Origin of the sequence: Actinocrispum sp. NPDC049592 (assembly GCF_040675465.1) — a bacterium.
In the GTDB taxonomy this organism is placed as follows: domain Bacteria; phylum Actinomycetota; class Actinomycetes; order Mycobacteriales; family Pseudonocardiaceae; genus Kibdelosporangium.
Genome location: NZ_JBFAPA010000015.1, coordinates 20,998 through 45,707, shown reverse-complemented (window position 1 = coordinate 45,707; position 24,710 = coordinate 20,998). Strand labels below are relative to the sequence as shown.

Here is a 24,710-nt window from a genome sequence, read left to right as displayed (position 1 = left end):
CGGCCAGATCGGTGTGTTCGTCGGCGCGATGTCCCAGGACTACGGGCCTCGCCTGCACGAAGCCGCCGAAGGCCATGACGGTTACCTGCTGACCGGCAACACCGCCAGCGTCGCGTCCGGCCGGATCGCCTACGCGTTCGGCCTGGAGGGGCCGGCCGTCACCGTCGATACCGCGTGCTCATCCTCCCTGGTCGCCCTGCATGTGGCCGTTCAGGCGCTGCGCCAGGGTGAGTGCACGCACGCGCTCGCCGGTGGTGCCGCGATCATGTCGTCACCCGGGATGTTCGTCGAGTTCAGCCGTCAGCGCGGGTTGTCGCCGGATGGGCGTTGCCGGGCGTTCTCCGCCGATGCCAACGGAACCGCGTGGGCCGAGGGCGTCGGCATGCTGCTGCTGATGCGCCTGTCCGAGGCGGAACGCGCCGGCCACGAGGTGCTGGCGATCGTCCGCGGCACGGCCATCAACCAGGACGGCGCCTCCAACGGCCTCACCGCCCCCAATGGACCTTCCCAGCAACGCGTGATCCGCCAGGCGCTTGCGAACGCCCGACTGTCCCCTTCGGACGTTGACGCGGTCGAGGCACACGGCACGGGCACCACTTTGGGCGACCCGATCGAGGCCGACGCCCTGCTCGCCACCTATGGGCGCGCGCACGACGCCGAGCGGCCGTTGTGGTTGGGGTCGTTGAAGTCCAACATCGGCCACTCGCAGGCCGCGGCCGGTGTGGGTGGCGTGATCAAGATGGTCATGGCCATGCGGCACGGGATCCTCCCCCGGACCTTGCACGCGCAGGACCCGACCCCGCACGTGGACTGGTCGGCCGGGTCGGTTCGGCTGCTGACCTCGGACCAGGACTGGGTGTCGGAGACGCGCCGGGCCGCGGTGTCGTCGTTCGGTATCAGCGGCACCAACGCACACGTCATCATCGAGCAGGGCCCGGAGCACTCGCGGATCGACCCGAGCGAGGGTCCACCCGTGTTCGTCCTGTCCGCCAAGTCCGAGAAAGCCCTTCGGGCACAGGCACAACAGCTCGTGACCATCGAGGCCTCCCCGGCCGACATCGCCAGCACTTTGGCCGCGCGCACCAGGTTCGACCACCGTGCGGTCGCTCTGTCCGAGGATGCCTTGGCAGCTCTCGCCTCTGGCGCGGCACACCCCGAGCTGATCACCGGTCAGGCGGCCACAGTGCAGCCGGTCTTCGTGTTCCCAGGTCAGGGCTCGCAATGGGTCGGCATGGCCGCGGAACTCCTTGAGACATCGCCGGTCTTCGCGGGCCGGATCGAGGACTGCGCGCGGGCACTGGCGCCCTGCACCGACTGGTCGTTGCTGGAGGTCCTGCGCGAAGGCACGGACCTGGACCGGGTGGATGTGGTCCAGCCCGCGTTGTTCGCGGTCATGGTTTCCCTGGCGGCTTTGTGGCGTTCGCATGGCGTCGAGCCGAGCGCGGTCATCGGCCACTCACAGGGCGAGATCGCGGCGGCTTGTGTGGCTGGAGCGCTGAGCTTGGACGACGCCGCTCGCGTGGTCGCGTTGCGTAGCAAGGCGATCCGGGCCATCGCTGGCAAAGGCGGGATGATGTCGGTGGCGTTGCCCGCCGCGGACGTGCCGCTCCGCGACGGCATCAGCATCGCCGCCATCAACGGCCCGGCCGCGACGGTCGTGTCCGGGGATCCCGCTGGGCTGGCCGAGTTGCTCGCCGAGTGTGAGGCGAACGGCGTGCGGGCACGGATGATCCCCGTCGACTACGCCTCGCACAGCGCGCATGTCGAGCACATCCGTAACGATGTTTTGGCCGCGCTTGAGGGAATCACGCCACGGCCGTCCGCCATTCCATTCCACTCCACGCTGACCGGCGACGTCATCGACACCACCGAGCTGGACGCGGGCTACTGGTACCGCAACCTCCGGCACACGGTCCTGTTCGACCAGGTCGTCCAGCAGTACCGGGATGCGCTGTTCATCGAGTGCAGCCCACACCCGGTACTCGTCCCCGGTATCCAGGACGCCCGCGCGGTGGGGACGTTGCGGCGGGACGAAGGCGGCTTGGCCCGGGTGTTCACCTCCCTGGCCGAAGCCCACGTCCATGGCCTGGAGGTCGACTGGCACATCACGGGCAACCGGATCGACCTGCCCACGTATCCGTTCCAGCGCGAGCGTTACTGGATCGACACCCCCACGGCTGTGGGCGACGCCGGTGCGCTCGGCCTGGAGGCGCCGGATCACCCGTTGCTGGGCGCGATCGTGTCGCTGGCCGACCGAGACAGCACGGTCTTCACTGGTCGGCTGTCGCTCAGCACCCACCCTTGGCTGGCGGATCACGCCGTGGGCGAGACGGTCTTGTTGCCGGGCACAGCTTTCGTCGAACTGGCTCTGCACGCCGGTGGGCAGATCGACGAGCTCACCCTCGAAGCACCGCTGATCATCACCGGCACCGTCCAGTTCCAGGTGACGGTTGGCGCTGACGACAACGGACGGCGAGCGGTCACCGTCCACTCCAGACTGGACGACGAGCCGTGGACGCGGCACGCCACCGGTTACGTCCGTGCGGCGGACAGTGTTCAAGGTGCTGGCTTGCCGGAGTGGCCGCCGGGCGGGGCGACCGCGCTCGACCTGAAGGATGTCTACGAGCAGCTCGCCGAGCGGAACTACAACTACGGTCCGGCGTTCCAGGGTCTGCGCGCCGCCTGGCAGCGCGGTGACGACTTGTTCGCCGAGGTCGAGGTGCCGAAGACCGACGGGTTCGGCCTGCACCCGGCTCTGCTCGACGCCGCCTTGCATCCGTTGGTGTGGCAGGCGGATGAGACGCTGCTGCCGTTCTCGTGGTCCGGCGTCCGGCTGCATGCCGTTGGGGCAACCGAACTTCGGGTCCAGCTGACCCGGACCCGGCCGGACACCGCGAGCCTCACCATCGCCGATGGCACGGGCGCACCCGTCGCCTCGGTCGAGACCCTGGTGCTGCGGCCGGTGTCGATGGACCAGCTGAACCGCCGCAGCGACCTGCTCGCCGTCGACTGGACGCCGGTCGCGCTCATCCCTGCCGACACGGACGCCGAGATCATCGAGCTGGACTCCCAGCCGGTTCACGAGATCACGCAGCGAGTCCTGACCCTTTTGCAGGACCGGCTCGCTGGCGAGGGCACCCTCGCCCTGGTCACCCGAGGTGCCGTCAAAGACGTCACGGACCTCGGTGCGGCCGCCGCCTGGGGTCTCGCGCGGTCAGCGCAGACCGAGCACCCAGGCCGGATCGTGCTGGTGGACACCGACGGGACGGCAGACATCGGCGCGGCCGTTGCCTCCGGCGAGCCACAGCTGGCCATCCGCGACGGAATCGCCTACGCGCCAAGGCTCACTCGTGTCTCGACCGAAGCTCCGCACGTCGATGTCTCGGGAACTGTCGTGATCACCGGCGCAACTGGCACGCTCGGCGCGCTCATCGCCCGTCACCTGGTCGATCGGTACGAAGTCCGGAACCTGGTGCTGCTCAGCCGAAGCGGTCCCGCGGCGGCCAACGCCGACGAGCTGACTGCCCTCGACGCCAACGTTGAGTTGGTGGCCTGTGACGTCTCGGACCGCGATGCCTTGGCCGAGGCGTTAGCGGGACACAACGTCACGGCGGTCTTCCACACCGCTGGCGTATTGGCCGACGCCACCGTGGAATCCCTGACGCCGGAACAACTCGAGACCGTGCTGCGCGCAAAAGCCGACGCCGCTTGGCATCTGCACGAACTCACCAACCCGGCGACCTTCATGCTGTTCTCGTCCGTGGTCGGCACGCTCGGCAACGCGGGCCAAGGAAACTACGCCGCTGCCAACAGCTACCTCGACGCCCTCGCACACTTCCGTCACGCCCAGGGGCTTCCGGCGACTTCCGTCGCGTGGGGCTTGTGGGATCAGGGCACTGGCATGACGGGCCACCTTGGCGCTGCCGATGTTGCCCGGATGAGCCGCAGCGGGATCGCCACCATCAGCAGCGAACAGGGCCTCGACTTGCTCGACGCGGCGCTGGGCAGCGACCGGCCGCACGTCGTCGCGGCCAGACTGGACATGGCCGCGTTACGGTCCCAGGACGACGTCGCTCCGGTGTTCCGTGGGCTGGTCCGCACGCCGGTCCGGCGGGCGGCGACCCCGGCGCGGGAGTCGTCCTGGGCCTCGCGGATGGCCAGCGCTCCGATCGGCGAGTTCGTGGAGTTCGTTCTCGCCCACGCCGCAACGGTTCTCGGGCACGCCGACCCGGCGACGATCGACGGGGAGCGGGCGTTCAAGGAGCTGGGCTTCGACTCGCTGACCGCGATCGAGCTGCGCAACCGTCTGAGCGCGGCGACCGGGCTGCGGTTGCCGGCCACGCTCGTGTTCGACTTCCCGTCCCCGGTGCTGCTCGCCGGTTACCTCCGGGACGAGGTCGCGGGGACCCGGGCCGAGGTCGGCGCGGTCGCGGCCGTGGCGGCCGACGAGCCGATCGCGATCATCGGGATGAGCTGCCGCTACCCCGGTGGGGTACGGACTCCCGAGCAGCTCTGGGAGCTGGTCGCCACCGGCACGGACGCGATCGCCGGGTTCCCGGCCGACCGCGGCTGGGACCTGGATGCCTTGTACAACGCCGATCCCAGCAAGCCGGGCACGACTTACACCCGGCAGGGCGGGTTCCTGTACGACGCGGCCGGGTTCGACGCCGCCTTCTTCGGGATCAGCCCGCGCGAGGCGCTGGCCACCGACCCGCAGCAGCGCCTGTTGCTGCAGACGGCCTGGGAGGCCTTCGAACGGGCGGGCATCGACCCGGGTTCGTTGCGCGGCAGCCGGACCGGCGTGTTCGCGGGAATGATGTACAACGACTACGGTTCCCGCCTGCACCGCGCGCCCGAGGGGATCGAAGGGTTCCTGCTCGCTGGGAACCAGGCCAGTGTCGCTTCCGGTCGGGTGTCCTACACGTTCGGCCTGGAAGGCCCCGCGGTCACCGTCGACACCGCATGTTCGTCCTCGCTTGTCGCACTTCACCTTGCCGCACAGGCACTCCGCAACGGTGAGTGCTCGCTCGCCCTTGCAGGTGGGGTGGCGTTGATGGCCACTCCGCACACATTCATCGAGTTCAGCCGGCAGCGCGGGCTGTCGGCGGACGGCCGGTGCAAGTCGTTCGCCGAGTCCGCGGACGGCACCGGGTGGAGCGAGGGCGGCGGTCTGCTGCTGCTGGAACGACTGTCCGACGCCGAACGCAACGGCCACACCGTCCTCGCGGTGATCCGGGGCTCGGCGGTCAACCAGGATGGTGCCTCGAACGGTCTCACCGCCCCCAACGGCCCCTCCCAGCAACGAGTCATCCGCCAGGCGTTGACGAACGCCGGTCTGTCCACATCAGATGTCGATGTGGTCGAGGCGCACGGCACCGGGACCACGCTCGGCGACCCGATCGAAGCCCAAGCGCTGCTTGCCACCTACGGCCAGGACCGGCCGGAACCGTTGCTGCTGGGCTCGATCAAGTCCAACATCGGCCACACCCAAGCCGCCGCGGGCGTCGCGGGCGTCATCAAGATGGTCATGGCGATGCGCCACGGCCTCGTCCCGGCCACTCTGCACGTCGACGAGCCGTCGTCCCATGTGGACTGGACGTCCGGCGAGGTTCGCCTGGCCACGGAAAGCACGCCATGGCCGGAGATCGGCCGGGCGCGCCGGTCGGCCGTGTCCTCGTTCGGGATCAGCGGGACGAACGCACACGTGATCCTCGAACAAGGACCTGCCGTCGCCGAAAGCACGCCGTCGCCGATCACGCCGTGGGCAGTGACAGCGAAGTCCTCGGACGCCCTGCGGGACCAGCTCGCTCGGCTCGCCGAGCTCGACGCTGCTCCGGTGGATGTCGCGGCCACGTTGGCACGGCGTGCGAAGTTCGACCACCGGGCGGTCGTTGTGAACGGCACGACGATCGAGGGACGGGCCGGCGGAAAGCTCGCGTTCCTGTTCACCGGCCAGGGCAGCCAACGTCTGGGCATGGGCCGCGAGCTGTACGAGTCGTTCCCGGTGTTCGCCGAGGCGTTCGACGAGATCTGCGCGCACTTCCCCCACCCCGTCAAGGACATCGTGTTCGGCGACCCGGACCGGCTCCAGCAGACCGAACACACGCAGGCCGCGCTGTTCGCCCTGGAAGTGGCGCTGTACCGGCTGATGGAACACCACGGCCTCACGCCGGACTACCTGCTGGGCCACTCGATCGGCGAACTTGCCGCCGCACACGTCGCCGGCGTGTTCACCCTGGCCGACGCCTGCACGATCGTCGCGGCTCGCGGCCGTCTCATGCAGGCCGCTCAGTCCGGTGGGGCGATGGTGTCCATACAGGCGAGTGAGGCCGAGGTCCGCGAAACCCTGGTCGAGGGCGCCGATATCGCCGCTCTCAACGGCCCGGACGCGACCGTGGTCTCGGGTGACGAAGACGCGGTGCTCGCGGTCGCGGCGAAGTGGGAACACCGCAAGACCAAACGTTTGCGCGTCAGCCACGCCTTCCACTCCCACCACATGGACTCCGTCCTCGACGAGTTCACCGCCATCGCGTCGACCCTGACCTTCTCGGCCCCGAAGATCCCCGTCGTTTCCAACGTCACCGGGCAGATCGCCGACCGCCTCGACTCGCCTTCGTACTGGGCCGAGCACATCCGCGGCGCGGTCCGGTTCAGCGACGGCGTGCAACTGCTGGCGAACCTTGGTGTCAGCACGTTCCTGGAACTGGGGCCGGACGGGGTGCTCACCGCGCTGGCCGAGGACAGCCTGACCGGCGACGTTGCCCTCGCACCGATACTGCGGCGGGACCGTCCCGAGGTGGACACCGCCGTCGCCGCTCTCGCCCAGGCGTTCGTCCGGGGCGCGGACGTCGACTGGGCTTCGTTCGTCCCAGGTGGACGGTTGGTGGATGTGCCGACGTATCCGTTCCAGGAGAAGCGGTACTGGCTCGACGCTCCCGCGTTCGCGGGCTCCTCAAGCGGGCATCCGCTGCTTGGTTCGGTCGTCGAGCTGGCCGGCTCGGACGGGACGGTGGCCGCCGGGCACCTCTCGGTCCGGACGCACCCGTGGCTCGCCGACCACGTCATCGACGGCACTGTGCTCGTGCCCTCGACCGCCATGGTCGAGCTGGCCGCACACCTGGGCGGGCACATCGACGACCTCACCCTGGAAAGCCCGCTGGTGGTCCCAGATCAGGGCGTGCACATCCAGATCACGTTGACCGGCAGCGAGTTCCAGGTGTTCTCGCGGGCCGGCTCCGAGTGGACCCGCAATGCTTCCGGCACGGTCAGCCCGGCCAAACCGGTCGTGGCCACCGTGGACATTCAGGGCGAGCCCGTGGCAGCCGACTATGCCTACCTGGCCGGACAGGGCTACGAGTACGGGCCGTCGTTCGCTGGTATGCGGGGGATGTGGCAGGCGGGCGACGAGCTGTACGCCGAGGTCACGCTCCCGGACGACATCGACACAGCTGGTTTCGCGGTGCACCCAGGGCTGTTGGACGCGGCGTTGCACCCGATCGTCCTGCGCACGACCGGGCTGGTCCCGTTCGGCTGGACCGACGTCTCCCTGTCCCCCACCACCGCGCGCACGCTGCAGGTTCACCTGTCCCCGACCGGGCAGCACGAGTATCGGGTGAGCGTCACCGATCTCGAAGGCACACCGGTCGCGTCCGTGGGCTCGTTGGCGTTGCGGCCGAGGCAGTTGGATCCGGCGCGGTCGATGTTCCAGGTCACCTGGGTTCCGGTCGACGCCGAGCCGACGGTCGACCAGGTCGTCATCGAAGGCGGCGAGGTCAAGCAGGTCCTGCGTGACCTCCAGCAAGCGCTTGGTACGGACGCCGGCATCGTAGTGCGCACACGTGGCGCGGTCTCGGTCGACGGTGAGGACATCGCGGACCTGGATGCGGCCGCGGTCTGGGGACTGGTCCGCAGCGCCCAGCTCGAACACCCAGGCCGGATCACCTTGGTCGACGGCGACCTCAGGGTCGGCGAGCCGCAGCTCGCGGTCCGGGACGGGCAGGCCTACGCACCCCGGCTCGTCCCCGCCAAGCTCACCGCGGGCACATCGAGGGACCTGACCGGCACGGTGCTGGTCACCGGTGCGACCGGCACCCTCGGCCGCTTGATCACCCGTCACCTCGTCGAAGGGCACGGCGTTCAGGACCTGCTGCTGGTCAGCCGCAGCGGCCCGGACGCGCCCAACGCCGACGAACTGACCAGCTTGGACGCCAACGTCCGGCTTGTGGCGTGCGACATCGCCGACCGGGACGCTCTGGCGGACCTGCTGGCAGGCGAAAACCTTTCGGCCGTCATCCACACGGCAGGGGTCCTCGACGATCACACCATCGACACCCTTACCCCGGAAAGCGTCGACACCGTGTGGCAGCCGAAGGTCCAAGCGGCACTGAACCTGCACGAACTGACCACAGTAGACACCTTCGTGCTGTTCTCGTCCATCGCGGGCACGCTTGGCAACCCCGGGCAGGGCAACTACGCCGCAGCCAACGCCTACCTCGACGCCCTTGCCCGGCAACGAGCAGGCGCGATCAGCATGGCGTGGGGCATGTGGGCGGACAGCGGCATGACCAGCGAGCTGACCGCCGCCGACCTGGCCCGGCTCAACCGCGGCGGGATCGTGCCGATGAGCGCCGAGACGGGCCTTGCCCTGTTCGACGCGGCCCTGCGGTCCGACCGATCGAACCTGGTCACGGCCAGGATCGGCACGACCGGGCTGGATGAAGTCCCGTCGATGCTGCGCGGCATGGCCCGCAAGACCCGGCAGGTCACGCGGTCGGCGGATCCGCTGGAACTGGTCGTCGAGAACGTCGGCAAGGTTCTCGGTCTGTCCGGTTCGGACACTGTGGACCCGGACAAGGCGTTGCGGGACCTGGGCTTCGACTCACTGATCGCGGTCGAGCTGCGCAACCGGCTGAACGCGGCGACCGGGCTGAAGCTGCCCAGCGGGATCGTGTTCGACTACCCCACCGCGCGCGCCCTGGCCGAGCACATCACCCAGCTCACCACCGAGACGGCGAAACCGGCCGAGGTCAAGGCGGCGCAGGCCACCACAGAACCAATCGCGATCATCGGCATGGCCTGCCGGTTCCCCGGCGGTGTGCGCGGTCCGGAGGACTTCTGGCGGTTGCTGGCCGACGGGACCGACGCGATCACCGAGTTCCCGGTCAACCGTGGTTGGGATGTCGACGGGTTGTACGACCCGGACCCCGAGAAGCCTGGCCACACATACACCCGGCACGGCGGGTTCCTGCATGACGCGGACCTGTTCGACCCGGAGTTCTTCGACATCAGCCCGCGCGAGGCGGTCGCCACCGACCCGCAGCAGCGGCTACTGCTGGAAACCGCCTGGGAAGCGTTCGAGACGGCCGGCCTGGACCCGGTTTCGTTGCGGGGCAGCGACACCGGGGTGTTCGCCGGGATCATGTACGGCGACTACGCTGCCAGCGTCCCGACCGCACCTGACGAACTCGAGGGTTACCTGGCGATCGGCAGCACGGCGAGTGTGGCGTCGGGCCGGGTGTCGTACACGTTCGGTCTGGAAGGACCGGCAGTCACCGTCGATACGGCGTGTTCGTCGTCGCTGGTTGCGCTTCACCTTGCCGCACAGGCACTCCGCAACGGCGAATGCTCGCTGGCGCTGGCTGGTGGCGTCACCGTGATGGCGACCCCGACGACCTACGTCGAGTTCAGCCGTCAGCGCGCACTGTCTCCTGACGGCCGGTGCAAGTCGTTCGGCCAGGACGCGGACGGCACCGGCTGGAGCGAAGGCGCCGGAATGCTGCTGGTGGAACGTCTTTCCGACGCCCAACGCAACGGTCACCCGATCCTCGCGGTGGTCCGGGGTTCGGCGGTCAACCAGGACGGCGCCTCCAACGGCCTCACCGCCCCCAATGGCCCCTCCCAGCAACGAGTCATCCGCCAAGCGCTCGCCAATGCCGGACTGTCCACATCAGACGTCGACGTTGTCGAAGCGCACGGCACCGGAACCACGCTCGGCGACCCGATCGAAGCCGAGGCGCTGCTGAACACCTACGGTCAGAACCGGGACCGGCCGCTGCGGCTGGGTTCGGTGAAGTCCAACATCGGCCACACCCAGGCCGCGGCCGGCGCGGCGGGCGTGATCAAGATGGTGATGGCCCTGCGGCACAACACGTTGCCGAAGACGTTGCACGCCGGCGAGCCCTCCCCGCACATCGACTGGTCCACCGGCGGGATCGCCCTGCTGACCGAACCGGCGCTGTGGCCCGCGGGCGAGGCTCCTCGCCGGGCGGCTGTCTCGTCGTTCGGCATCAGCGGCACCAACGCGCACGTGATCATCGAGGAACCACCGGCCCAGCCAATCCAGCCTGGTACGACCATGCCGGTCGTCCCCTGGATGCTCTCGGCAAAGTCACCGGAAGCCCTGAGTGCTCAGGCAAACCAACTGGCCACTGTGGACGCCGACATCGCGGATATCGGGTTCTCCCTGACCGCTAGGGCTGCCTTGGACCACCGAGCTGTGGTGGTGGGACGCGACCGCGCCGAACTGTTGGCGCAGCTGAAGGAACTGCCGGTGCAGGGCAGCCCGCGGGGTGGAAAGCTCGCGTTCCTGTTCACTGGTCAGGGAAGCCAGCGCACCGGCATGGGCCAGGAGCTGTCCGAGGCCTACCCGGTCTTCGCGCAGGCACTGGACGAGGTGTGCGCCGAGCTTGACCGGCACCTGGACCAGCCGCTCAAGGGTGTCATGTTCACCGGCGGCGATCTGCTGGACCAGACCGGCTACACACAGCCCGCGCTGTTCGCGATCGAGGTCGCGCTGTTCCGGTTGCTGGAGCACTGGGGTGTGCGGCCGGACTTCCTGACCGGGCACTCCATCGGCGAACTGGCGGCCGCACACGTCGCGGGGGTGTTCGGCCTCGCCGACGCGGCCCGGCTGGTCACCGCGCGGGGACGGCTGATGCAGGTGCTGCCGCCCGGTGGCGCGATGATCTCGGTCCGGGCCACCGAGGACGACGTTCTTCCTTTGCTCACCGGCACAGTGGCCATCGCGGCGATCAACGGCCCGGACTCGGTGGTCATCTCCGGCGACGAGGACGAAGCCGTCGCGATCGCCGAAGTGCTGGCGGCGCAAGGGCACCGCACCCGGCGACTGCGGGTGAGCCACGCGTTCCACTCCCCGCACATGGACGGCATGCTCGACGAGTTCCGCCGGATCGCTTCGGGGATCGCGTTCGCGGCGCCGCGGATCCCGCTGGTCTCCACCCTCACCGGCGAGATCATCGACCACACCGAGCCGGAGTACTGGGTCCGGCACGTGCGTGAGGCGGTCCGGTTCCACCACGCCGTCCAGACACTGGAAGCCAGTGGCGCCAGGACGTTCCTGGAGGTCGGGCCGGACGCGGTGCTGTCGGGCCTCCTCACCGAGGGCGGCATTCCGGCGCTGCGCCGGGACAAACCCGAAGCCGAAGCGCTGATGCTCGCCCTGGGCCGCGGGTTCGTACAGGGCATCGACATCGACTGGCAGGCGGTGTTCGCGGGCGCCCGGCGAGTGGAGCTGCCCACGTATCCGTTCCAGCGCAGGCGGTTCTGGATCAGCCAGGCGGCGAACACCGTGCCGTTGCTGGGCGAGCCGATCACACTGCCCGATTCGGACGGGTTGCTGTTCACCGGCCGGGTGTCGACGCGGACCCACCCCTGGCTGGCTGGGCACACCATGCATGGTTCGGTTCTCGTGCCGGGGGCGGCGATCCTGGAAATGATCGGCTTCGCCAGCGTGGAACGACTGTCCCTGGAAGCACCGATCGTAGTCGGGCCGGACGAACTGAAGCTGCGGCTGACTGTCGGCGAGGACCGCGAATTCGCGCTGTACTCACGGGCCGAAGACGAACCGTGGACCAAACACGCCACCGGAACCCTCGCGGACGGACCGGTCGCAGGCACGCCGCTGACCGAGTGGCCGCCTGCGGGGACCGAGATCCCGCTCGGCACCTTGTATCACGGGCTGGCCGAGTCGGGTTACGAGTACGGCGAACAGTTCCAGGGCCTGGTCCGGGCGTGGCAGGCGGGTGACGAGGTGTTCGCCGAGGTCACCCCGAACGAGGTGTTCGCGGCCGCACTGGACGCGGCCCTGCACACGATCTTCCTGCAGGACGTCACCCCGTGGCAGGGCCGGCTTCCGGTCGCGTTCACCGGGTTCACCCTGCACAAGAAGGCATCCGGGCTGCGGGTCCGGCTGACCCCGCTCGACGCCGACGAGGTCCGGGTGGTCGTCGCGGACGCCACCGGCGATCCGGTCGCGACCATCGAAACCCTGACGCTGCACGACGTCCAGGTCGCCCGGCGCGATCCGGTGTACCAGTTGGAGTGGGTGGAGATCCCCGCAGGCACCGAACCTGTGCCCGCGTTCGTCCTGGAAACCGTGACCGGCGAACCAAAGCAGGCCGTCACCCGGACAGCCAAGCTCCTGCAGGACTCACTGTCCACCAATGACACGGTGGTCATCAAGGTCGGCGACGACCTGGCTTCGGCTGCGGTCGCGGGATTGGTTCGGGCGGCACAGTCGGAACACCCTGGCCGGTTCGTCCTGGCCCACTCGGACTCCGCGGGAGTATCGAAGGGCCTGGCCACCAGCGAACCGGAGTTCCGCGTACGAGACGGCGTTATAGAAGTGCCGCGGTTGCAACGGATCCGTCCGTCTGCTGTGGACACACCGAAGTTCGACGGCACGGTGCTGATCACGGGCGCCACCGGAGCCCTGGGCCGGATCGTCGCCAAACACCTGGTGACCGAGTACGGCGCCACGGACCTGCTGTTGCTCAGCCGCCGAGGCAGCGCGCCGGATCTGGAGGCGGAGCTGACTGCCCTGGGCGCCAAGGTGACCATGGCCGCCTGCGACGCCGCCGACCGTGAAGCCCTGGCAGCGGTGCTGAACGACCACGAGGTGACAGCGGTGTTCCACAGCGCCGGAGTGGTTGCCGACGGCGTGCTGGAATCTCTGACTCCGCAAAGCATCGATGAGGTGTTACGGCCGAAGGTCGACGCCGCCTGGAACCTGCACGAGCTGACCGACGCGCGGACGTTCGTGCTGTTCTCCTCGATCGCGGGCGTGGTCGGTCCGGCCGGTCAAGGCGCGTACGCGGCCGGGAACGCCTACCTGGACGCGCTCGCCGAACACCGCCGCGCCCAAGGCAAGCACGCCATATCGCTGGCGTGGGGCTTGTGGGATGCCGGGATGGGCACCGAACTGGACCAGAACGACGTGGCCCGGATCGGCCGGTACGGCATCACCGCCATGTCCCCGGCTCAAGGTCTGGCCATGCTCGACACGTGCCTGGCCGGCGACCTCGCCACCGCGGTTGCGGCCCGGCTGGACCTCACCCGGCTGACCTCCGTGCCGCCGGTCCTGCGTGGCCTGGTCCGCACGCCCAAACAAGAGGCCAAGACCGGAGTGCCGCTGGCGGACCGGATCGCCGGGCTGGACGAACCCGGGCAGGGCCAGGTGCTGCTGGAGGTGATCCGGACCGAGGTGGCGGGCGTGCTGGGACACACCTCCCCGGCGGGCATCCCGGCCGACCGCGGCTTCCTGGACATGGGCTTCGACTCGCTGACCGCGGTCGAGCTGCGCAACCGGCTGGACACCGTCACCGGTCTGCGGCTGCCCACCACCCTCGTCTTCGACTACCCGACGCCCACCGCGCTGGCCGAGCACCTGCGGGTCTCGGTCGTGCCGGCCCGGGCGAGCGCCGCCGACGAGCTGGACCGCCTCGCGGCCGGCTGGGACACGCTCGGCGACGGCGAGAAAGACGAACTGACCCAACGGTTGCAGGACCTCCTGCGCCGGCTCGGCGGTAACGCTGCCGGCCCGGTCGACCTCTCGTCCGCCTCGGACGACGAGATCTTCGACCTCATCGACACCGAATTCGGCGACACACCAAGGGGGATCACGTCCCATGTCGAATGAGCAGAAGCTCCGCGACTACCTCCGGCGAGTCACCGCGGACCTGCAGCAGACCCGGCAGCGGCTGCGCGAGGTCGAGGCCGTGGCGCACGAGCCGATCGCGGTGGTGGCGATGGGATGCCGGTACCCCGGCGGGGTGTCCTCACCCGAGGACCTGTGGCGGCTCGTGCTGTCCGGCACGGACGCCACCGGCGACTTCCCGGCCGACCGGGGCTGGGATGTGGACGCGCTGTACCACCCGGATCCGGAGCACACCGGCACGACCTACGCCAAGCGTGGCGGTTTCCTTTACCAGGCGGGCGAGTTCGACCCGGCCTTCTTCGGGCTGAGCCCCCGCGAGGCCCTGGCGACCGACCCGCAGCAGCGGCTGTTGCTGGAAACCACCTGGGAGACGGTCGAACGCGCGGGCATCGACCCGATGTCGTTGCGCGGCAGCCGCACCGGTGTGTTCGCAGGCGTGATGTACAACGACTACGCCTCGCGGCTGCAGCCGATGCCGGAGAGCTTCGAGGGGTACATCGGCAGCGGCAGCGCGGGCAGCATCGCCTCGGGCCGGGTCGCGTACACGTTCGGCTTCGAGGGCCCTGCGGTGACCATTGACACCGCTTGCTCGTCTTCCTTGGTGGCGCTGCATCTCGCGGCCCGTGCCCTTCGCAACGGCGAGTGCACGCTGGCGCTGGCCGGTGGTGTCACGGTGATGGCCACACCGAACACGTTCGTCGAATTCAGCCGCCAGCGTGGGTTGTCGCCGGATGGGCGCTGCAAGGCGTTCGCGGCGGGCGCCGACGGCACCGGCTGGAGTGAAGGCGTCGGCTTGCTGTTGCTGGAGAAACTGTCCGACGCCGAACGCAACGGACACCCCATCCTGGCCGTGCTGCGTGGCAGCGCGATGAACCAGGACGGCGCCAGCAGCCAGCTCACCGCGCCGAACGGTCCCGCCCAGCAACGGATGATCCGCGCTGCGCTCGCCGACGCCGGACTGTCCACACCAGACGTCGATGTGGTAGAGGCGCACGGCACCGGCACCCGGCTCGGCGACCCGATCGAGGCGCAGGCCCTGCTGGCCACCTACGGCCGGGACCGGGATGTCCCGCTGCTACTGGGCTCGATCAAGTCCAACATCGGCCACACCCAGGCCGCGGCCGGGGTCGCGGGCGTGATCAAGATGGTCATGGCCATGCGGCACGGGACCGTGCCAGCGACCCTGCACGTCGACGAGCCGACCCCACACGTGGACTGGTCCACTGGTGACGTCTCGTTGGCCACCGCGAACACCCCGTGGCCAGAGACCGGCCGGGTTCGGCGGGCAGGTGTGTCGTCGTTCGGCATCAGCGGCACCAACGCGCACGTCATCCTTGAACAGGCACCAGCTCCGGAGACTGTTGAGACCGTTGAGCCGCCGGTCGTGCCGTGGGTGCTCACGGCCAAGTCCGCTGAGGCACTACGGGATCAGGCAGGCCGTGTGTCGCATGTGGACGGCACGTCCGTTGATGTCGCGCACACGCTTGCGCGCCGGACGGAGTTCGACCACCGCGCGGTGGCTTTGCTCGCCCACCAGGAGGTTCTGGCGAAGCTGGCGGACGGGCAGGCCGACGCTTCGGTGGTCACCGGAGTGAACCGGCCAGGCGGGACCGCGTTCCTGTTCGCCGGCCAGGGCAGCCAGCGGCTCGGCATGGGGCACCAGCTCTACGAGACCTACCCGGTGTTCGCCGAGGTGTTCGACGAGATCTGCGCGCAGTTCCCGCACCCGGTCAAGGACATCGTGTTCACCGGGGACGACCGCCTGCACGAGACCGAGCACACCCAGGCCGCCCTGTTCACCATCGAGGTCGCCCTCTACCGGTTGCTCGAACAGCACGGTCTTCTCCCGGACTACCTGCTGGGCCACTCCATCGGCGAACTCGCCGCGGCCCACATCGCGGGGGTGCTGAACCTCGAGGACGCCTGCAAGCTCGTCGCCGCCCGCGGTCGCCTCATGCAGGCCGCCCGGGCGGGCGGAGCCATGGTGTCCATCCAGGCGAGCGAGGCCGAGGTCCGCGAGACCCTGGTCGGCGGTGTGGACATCGCCGCAGTCAACGGTCCACAAGCGACGGTCATCTCCGGCGACGAGGATGCCGTCCTTGCCGTCGCCGCGAAGTGGGAACACCGCAAGACCAAACGTTTGCGCGTCAGCCACGCTTTCCACTCCCACCACATGGACTCCGTCCTCGACGAGTTCACCGCCATCGCCCGCACGCTCACCTACTCCACGCCCAAGATCCCGGTCATTTCCAATGTCACCGGCCAGATCGCCGACCGCCTCGACTCCTCCGCCTACTGGGCCGAGCACATCCGCGGCACAGTCCGGTTCGCCGACGGCGTCGCGACCTTGGCAGCCAACGGGGTCACGCGGTACGTGGAGGTCGGCCCGGACGGCGTGCTCACCGCGATGGCACAGGCCACCGTCTCCGAGGCCGCCTTCGCCGCGGTTCTACGCCCGGGCCGGCCCGAGCCGTTGACGTTCATGACCGCCGTGGCCACGGCGTACGTGTCGGGCGCGGAGGTCACCTGGAACATCCCCGGCTCGCTCACCGATGTGCCGCCGTATGCGTTCCAGCGGGAGCGTTTCTGGCTGGACGCGCCGGTCAGTGCGGGTGACGCGAGCGGGTTGGGTCTCGCGCCCGACGAGCACCCGCTGCTGGGCGCCCGGGTCGAACTCGCCGGCCGCGACGGTCTGGTGCTGACCGGACGCCTCGCCGCGGCGGACCACCCGTGGCTGGCCGATCACGTCCTCGGTGACACCGTTGTCCTGCCTGGCACGGCTTTCGTCGACCTCGCCCTGCACGCGGCCGGGCTGGTCGGCTGCGACACCGTCCAGGAGCTGACTCTCGAAGCGCCGCTGCCGGTGACCGGACGGGTCCAGCTGCAGATCGCCGTCGGCCCGGACGAATCGGGTTCGCGGGCGATCACCGTCCACTCCGGACAGGACGGCGAGTGGACCCGGCACGCTTCGGGTGTTCTCACCACTGCCGCACCGATCCTGCAGGCTGATTGGTTGCCTGGGGACGCTGTGGCCGTAGACGACCTCTACGAACGCCTGGCGGATCGCGGTTACGGCTACGGCCCGGCGTTCCAGGGTGTCCAGGCGATGTGGCGGTCGGGCGACACCGTGTACGCCGAGGTCACAGCACCTGTCGACACCGACGGGTTCGGCCTGCATCCGGCGCTGCTCGACGCGGCCTTGCACCCGTTGATCCTGGACTCCGACGAGGTCAGGGTGCCGTTCTCATGGAGTGGCGTTCAGCTGCACGCCACTGGTGCCACGACGCTACGGGTCCGGTTGACCAAGACCGGTGATGACGTTGTTTCGCTGCAGATCTCTGACACCGCGGGGACGCCGGTCGCCTCCGTGGCCTCGTTGACGGTCCGCCCGGTGCCCCGGCCCCGGCTGGAGTCGATGTATCGGGTCACGTGGGTGCCGGTCGAGGCCGGTACCGCTGGTGAGCACGTTCTCATCGAGGGCCGGGAAGTCAAGCAGACCCTCGCCGAACTGCAGCGCGCGCTGACCGGCGACGATCGGATCATCGTCCGCACGCGGGGCGCGGTCTCGGTCGACGGCGAGAACATCACCGACCTCGAAGCCGCGGCGGTGTGGGGCCTGGTCCGCAGCGCCCAGGCCGAACACCCGGGCCGGATCGTGCTGGTGGACGGCGAGATCGTCGATAGTGACGAGCCGCAGCTCGCGGTCCGGGACGGCCAGGCGTACGCGCCGCGGCTCGGTCCCGCCGAAACGTCCGGTGGCGCCGTTGACCTGACCGGCACTGTCATGGTCACCGGTGCCACCGGCACCCTCGGCCGCCTCGTTGCGCGCCACCTCGTCGAGACCCACGGCGTGCGCGATTTGCTGCTGGTCAGCCGCAGTGGCCCGGACGCGCCCAACGCGAGCGAACTCACCAGTCTGGACGCCAATGTGCGGCTCATGGCGTGCGACATCGCCGACCGGGACGCCCTCGCGGGTCTCCTGAGCGGGGTAACGGCGGTCATCCACACCGCCGGGGTGACCGACGACCGGACGATCGAGTCGCTCACCCCCGAGAGCATCGACACCGTCTGGCGGCCGAAGGTCCAGGCCGCGCTGAACCTGTTCGACCTGACCAGCGCGGACATCGTGCTGTTCTCGTCGGTGGCGGGCATCCTGGGCAACGCCGGGCAGGGCAACTACGCCGCTGCCAACGCCTATCTCGACGCGCTGGCCCGCACCCGGCCCGGTTCGGTGTCGCTGGCCTGGGGATTGTGGGCGGACAACAGCGGGATGACCGCTGAGCTGAGCGACGCCGACCTGGCGCGGATCGGCCGGACCGGGATCGCGCCGATGACCGCCGCCGAAGGGCTCGCCCTGTTCGACGCCGCACTGTCCGGCGCTGAGCCGAACCTGGTGCCCGCCCGGCTGGACAAGGCCGTACTGCGATCGTCGACCGTGCCTTCGATGCTCCGCGGCCTGGTTCGGCCGACAACCCGCCGAGTGTCCAAGGCATCCACCTTGGACACCGTGTTGACCGAGATCGCTGTGGTGCTCGGGCATTCCGGTGCGACCGCGGTCGACGCCGGGGCTCAGTTCAAGGATCTCGGGTTCGACTCGCTGACCGCGATCGAGCTGCGCAACCGGCTCACCGCGGCGACTGGCCGGCAACTGCCCGCGACCCTGGTCTTCGACTACCCCACTCCGGCCGCGTTGGCCGCTTTCCTGGGGGCCGACGAGACGCGCGCCGCGGTGGCCACGACCCGGCCGGTGGACGAGCCAATCGCGATCATCGGCATGAGCTGCCGATACCCCGGTGGGGTGGCCTCGCCGGAGGACCTGTGGCGGCTGCTGGCCGACGAGGTCGACGCGATCGGCGGGTTCCCGGTCAACCGCGGCTGGGACCTGGACTCCTTGTACGACCCGGATCCCGAGCACCTGGGCACCACTTATGCCAACCAGGGCGGGTTCCTGCACCAGGCGGACGAGTTCGAGCCGGAGTTCTTCGGGATGAACCCGCGCGAGGCGCTGGCTACCGATCCGCAGCAACGGCTGCTGCTGGAAACCGCTTGGGAGGCTGTCGAACGCGCCGGGATCGACCCGGTCTCGTTGCGCGGCAGCCGGACCGGAGTCTTCGCGGGCGTGATGTACAACGACTACGGGTCTCGTCTGCACCACGACCCGATGAACTTCGACGGGTACATCGGCAACGGCAGTGCGGGCAGCGTGGCCTCCGGCCGGGTCGCCTACACGTTCGGCTTCGAAGGTCCCGCGGTCACCATCGACACCGCCTGCTCGTCGTCCCTAGTCGCCCTGCACCTTGCCGCGCAGGCACTTCGCAATGGTGAGTGCGATCTGGCGCTCGCCGGTGGTGTCACCGTCCTGTCGTCGCCAACGCTGTTCATCGAGTTCAGCAGGCAGCGCGGGCTGGCGCCGGACGGCCGGTGCAAGGCGTTCTCCGCCGATGCCAACGGAACAGGCTGGGGTGAGGGTGTCGGCCTGCTGCTCGTGGAGCGGCTGTCGGATGCCGAACGCAAGGGCCACAACATTCTCGCGATCGTCCGGGGCAGCGCCATCAACCAGGACGGCGCCTCCAACGGCCTCACCGCACCCAACGGCCCATCCCAGCAACGCGTGATCCAGCAGGCGTTGGCGAACGCGCAGCTGTCCACTTCGGACGTCGACGCGGTCGAGGCGCACGGCACCGGCACCTCGCTGGGTGACCCGATCGAGGCCCAGGCGTTGCTGAACACCTACGGCCAGGACCGGGCCGAGCCGTTGCTGCTCGGGTCGATCAAGTCGAACATCGGTCACACCCAGGCCGCCGCCGGGGTCGCGGGCATCATCAAGATGGTCATGGCCATGCGGCACGGGATGCTACCGAGGACCCTGCACGTCAACGATGTTTCGACGCACGTCGACTGGACTAGTGGCGCTGTCCAGGTGTTGGCCCAGTCTGTGGCGTGGCCCGAGCGCGATCGGCCTCGCCGGGCCGGGGTGTCCTCGTTCGGGATCAGCGGCACCAACGCCCACGTGATCCTCGAACAAGGCCCGGAAACGCCCGCAGGCGAACAAACCTCGGAAAATGTGCCGCTCGTGCTGTCCGCCAAGACGCCGGAAGCCTTGCGCGCGCAGGCATCACAGCTCGGGGCGGTCGACGCGCACCCAGCCGACATCGCCAGAACACTGCTCAGCCGGGCACGGTTGCCGCACCGGGCCGTGGTCATCGGCCCCGAGTACCGAGACGGACTTCGAGCCCTCGCCGAGGACACGCCCTCGACGAACGTCGTCCAGGGCGAAGCCGGTGCGGTCCAGCCAGTGTTCGTCTTCCCTGGCCAGGGTTCGCAATGGGCCGGGATGGCCACCGAACTCCTGGACAGCTCCGAGGTTTTCGCTCGCCGCGTCGAGGAATGCGCGCAGGCGCTGGAACCGCACATCGACTGGTCGCTCATCGACCTGCTGCGCAACGGCACGGATCTGGACCGCGTGGATGTCGTGCAGCCCGCGCTGTTCGCGGTCATGGTGTCCCTGGCGGCGTTGTGGCGTGCTCATGGCGTCGAACCCGCAGCGGTCATCGGCCACTCGCAGGGCGAGATCGCCGCCGCTTGCGTGGCGGGGGCGCTCAGCCTCGGTGACGCGGCGAAGGTGGTTGCCCTGCGCAGCAAGGCGATCAAGGCGATCGCGGGCAAGGGCGGGATGATGTCGGTAGCGTTGCCCGCAGCGGATTTCCCGCTCAAGGACGGCATCAGCATCGCCGCCATCAACGGCCCCACCTCCACTGTCGTGTCCGGCGATCCGGAAGCGTTGCAGGAACTCAAAGCCGAGTGTGACGCCAAGGAGATCCGCGCCCGGATCATCCCGGTGGACTACGCCTCACACTCCGCCCACGTCGAGGACATCCGCGACGACGTGTTGACCGAGCTGGCCGGGATCAAGCCCGTCGCCGCCGGGATCCCGTTCCACTCGACCCTCACCGGCGAGCTGATCGACACCACCGAACTCGACGCCGGCTACTGGTACCGCAACCTCCGTCACACAGTGTTGTTCGACCAGGTGGTTCAGCAGTATCCGGACGCGCTGTTCATCGAGTGCAGTCCGCATCCGGTGCTGGTGCCCGGGATCCAGGACGCGGCCGCGATCGGCACGCTCCGGCGGGACGAGGGCGGCTGGACCCGCGTACTCACCTCGTTCGCCGAAGCCCACGTGCACGGCGTGGAGATCGACTGGCAGGTCAAGGGCAACCAGGTCGACCTGCCCACGTATCCCTTCCAACGCAAGCGGTACTGGCTGGACGTGCCGGAGACCACCGGCGACGTGGCCGCGGCCGGGCTCGCCCAGGCCGGGCACCCGCTGCTGGGTGCGGCCGTTCACCTCGCGGACGAGACGGTCGTGTACACCGGCCGGATCTCGGTGAAAACCCAGCCGTGGCTGGCCGATCACGCCGTCGGCGAGTCGATCCTGCTGCCGGGCACGGCGTTCGTCGAACTCGCCCTGCACGCGGGCGGCCAGGTCGACGAACTCACCCTCGAAGCACCCCTGGTCATCACCGACCCGGTCCAGCTCCAGGTCACCGTCGGTGCCGCCGAGGACGGCCGCGCACCGATCGCGATTCACTCCAGGGTGGACGAACAACCCTGGACCCGGCACGCCACCGGCTACGTCAGCGCAGGCACTGGCCCGGACTTCGACCTGACGGCGTGGCCACCCAACGGCACCGCGCTGGACATCGCAGACGCTTACGAAAGGTTCGCCGCGCTCGGTCTCGACTACGGGCCTGCTTTCCAGGGTCTGCAGGCGGTCTGGCAGTCCGGGGACGACCTTTACGCCGAGGTCTCGGTGGCGGACGCGGCTGGGTTCGGGATTCACCCGGCCCTGCTGGACAGCGCGTTGCACCCGTTGCTGCTCACCGCCGAGGACGTCAAACTGCCGTTCTCCTGGAACGGGGTCCGCCTGTACGCGACCGGCGCCCAGGCGCTGCGCGTGCACCTGGCCCCCAACGGCGACAGCGTCAGCCTGTGGATCGCCGACCACACCGGTGCTCCCGTCGCCTCGGTGGAATCCCTTGCCGTGCGGGCGATCTCCCTGGACCAGCTCAAGACCACCGACCGGGCCTCGGTGTTCCAGCTCGACTGGATCCCAGTCCCGGCCGAGGCCACCGGTGACGCCGTTGAGGTCCACACCGAGACAGACCCGGAGCGGGTGCTGAGCCTGCTGCAGGAAGACCGCGACGACACCCTCGTGTTCCTCACGGAGAACGCAGTCGCAGCGCGACCGGGCGATCATGTCGAAGATCTGCGCGCCTCGGCGGTGTGGGGCCTCGTGCGGTCCGCCCAGTCGGAGAACCCGGGCAGGTTCGTGCTCGTCGATGTCGACAGCCAGCAGTCCTCAATGGACGCAGTACAGGCCGCAGTGGCCACGGGTGAGCCGCAGCTGGCGATCCGGCACGGCTCGGTCTTCGCGGCCCGGCTGGTTCGAGAGAACCGGGACGGCGAGCTGACCATACCGTCCACATCGGAATGGCGGCTCGCGCTCACCGGCCGGGGCGCACTGGACGGGTTGTCGTTCGAACCCAGCGCGGAAGGCGTGGCCCCGCTGGAGAACGGGCAGGTACGTGTGGCGATCCGCGCGACCGGCCTGAACTTCCGGGATGTGCTGCTGGCGCTGGACATGGTGCCTTCCGACGAGCGGCCCGCTGCCGGTGAGGCGGCCGGTGTGGTCGTCGAAGTCGCCGGCGACGTCACCGGTCTGCGGCCTGGCGATCGCGTGTTCGGCCTGATGTCCAGCGGGATCGGGCCGATGGCGGTCACCGACCGGCGGCTGATCACGACCATGCCCGCGGACATGACGTTCGCCGAGGCCGCTGCCCTGCCGGTCGTGTTCATGACCGCCTACTACGGTCTGGTGGATCTCGCGAAGATCAAGCGCGGCGAGTCGCTGCTGATCCACGCGGCCACTGGCGGTGTTGGTATGGCAGCCGTGCAACTCGCTCAGCACTGGGGTGTCGAGGTGTACGGGACCGCGAGCCCGGGCAAGTGGGAAACCCTGCGAGGACAAGGGGTCGAGCGGATCGCGTCCTCGCGGTCACTCGACTTCGAGCACGAGTTCGCCGCCATGACCGGCGGCGACGGCGTGGACGTCGTGCTGAACTCGTTGGCACAGGAGTATGTCGACGCCTCGCTGCGGCTGCTTCCCCGTGGCGGCAGGTTCCTGGAGATGGGCAAGACCGACAAGCGGGACCCGGCGGCGATCGCGGCCGAGTACCCGGGCGTCGAGTACCAGGTGTACGACCTGTTGGACGCGGGCCCGGACCGGATCCAGCAGATGATGACCGAGCTGCGCGACCTGTTCGACACCGGCGCCCTGCACGCATTGCCGGTCACCGCCTGGGACATCCGGCAGGTGCGCGAGGCCATCCGGTACTTCAGCCAGGCCAAACACACCGGCAAGATCGTGCTCACCGTGCCGGCCCCGCTCGACCCCGAAGGCGCGGTACTGATCACCGGCGGCACAGGTGTGCTGGGCGCGTTGACCGCCAGGCATCTGGTGACCGAGCACGGCGTCAAGCACCTGGTGCTGACCAGCCGAAGCGGGCTGTCCTCGCCTGGTGCCAAGGAGTTGGTGGACGAACTCACCGCGCTGGGCGCGGATGTCACTGTGACGGCGTGCGATGTGTCCGAACGGGACGATGTGGAACTGTTGCTGGCCAAGATCGAGCAGCCACTCACCGCGGTCGTGCACACCGCAGGCGTGCTGGATGACGGCATGATCGGTTCGCTGACGCCGGAGCACCTGAGGAACGTGTTGCGGCCCAAGGCGGACGCGGCCTGGCAGTTGCACGAGCTGACCCAGCACCTCGACCTGTCGGCGTTCGTGCTGTTCTCGTCGGCCGCGGGCACGCTCGGCAACCCCGGCCAGGGCAACTACGCCGCGGCCAACGCGTTCCTCGACGGCCTGGCCCAGCACCGCCGGTCCCGCGGCCTGCCCGCCAGCTCACTCGCGTGGGGCCTGTGGGCGCAGGCTAGCGCGATGACCGGGCACCTGCACGAGACGGACCTCGCCCGGATGACCCGGACCGGCACCGCGCCGATCACGTCCGAGCAGGGCATGTCCTTGCTGGACACGGCAATGGAGTCGGCCAAGCCGGCGATGGTGTTGATGAACATCGACATTCCCGCGCTGCGCCGTGGCGGGGTCATCCCGCCGCTGCTGCGGGACCTCGCCGGTGGCCCAACCCGTCGTCAGGTCACGACTGGACCGGCGGACGCCACTTCGCTGGCGGACAAGCTGGCCAGGCTCGCCGGGCCGCAACGCCGGGTCCTGCTGCTGGACATGATCCGCACCGAGGCAGCGACCGCGCTCGGGCACACGGGCACGGAGGCGGTCGGCGAGGCCCGGCCGTTCAAGGACCTCGGCTTCGACTCGCTGACCGCGGTCGAGCTGCGCAACCGGCTCAACGCCCGAACCGGACTGCGTCTACCTGCGACTTTAGTGTTCGATCATCCAACGCCAAGCACCCTGGCCGACCATCTGCTCGGCAGGCTCGCTCCGGCCGGGGACGACCCGGCCGCGGCCGTGCTGAGCGATCTGGAGCAGCTGGACGCGACGGCCGACGGGCTCGACGCGGCGGCACGGCAACGGATCGCGGCTCGGCTGGAGGCGTTGTTGTGGCGGTTCCGGGAGATCGAAACCGACGGCGGCGACGGCTCCGCGAGCGACCTGACCACCGCGTCGGACGACGAACTGTTCGACGCACTGGACAACGAGCTCGGGATCTCGTGA

The 24,710-nt window shown here is 69.3% G+C and carries 2 protein-coding genes (1 of these 2 running past the window's edge); both read left to right on the top strand.

Annotation, left to right across the window (positions count from 1 at the left end):
* A protein-coding gene (locus AB0J95_RS32255; protein WP_364766302.1) for a type I polyketide synthase crosses the window boundary here: on the top strand, window positions 1–13,936 show its 3' portion. The gene continues 3,215 nt to the left of window position 1, outside the view; 13,936 of the gene's 17,151 nt are visible here — the last part of the coding sequence; its start codon lies off the left edge, out of view; its stop codon occupies window positions 13,934–13,936.
* Window positions 13,926–24,710 (top strand): SDR family NAD(P)-dependent oxidoreductase, encoded by a 10,785-nt coding sequence (locus AB0J95_RS32250; protein ID WP_364766300.1) that lies wholly within the window; start codon window positions 13,926–13,928, stop codon window positions 24,708–24,710. The genes AB0J95_RS32255 and AB0J95_RS32250 overlap by 11 nt, the downstream gene beginning before the upstream one ends.

Coding starts and splice junctions, on each gene's coding strand:
- AB0J95_RS32250 (WP_364766300.1), top strand. CDS start 13,926: ATGTCGAATGAGCAGAAGCTCCGCGACTACCTCCGGCGAGTCACCGCG.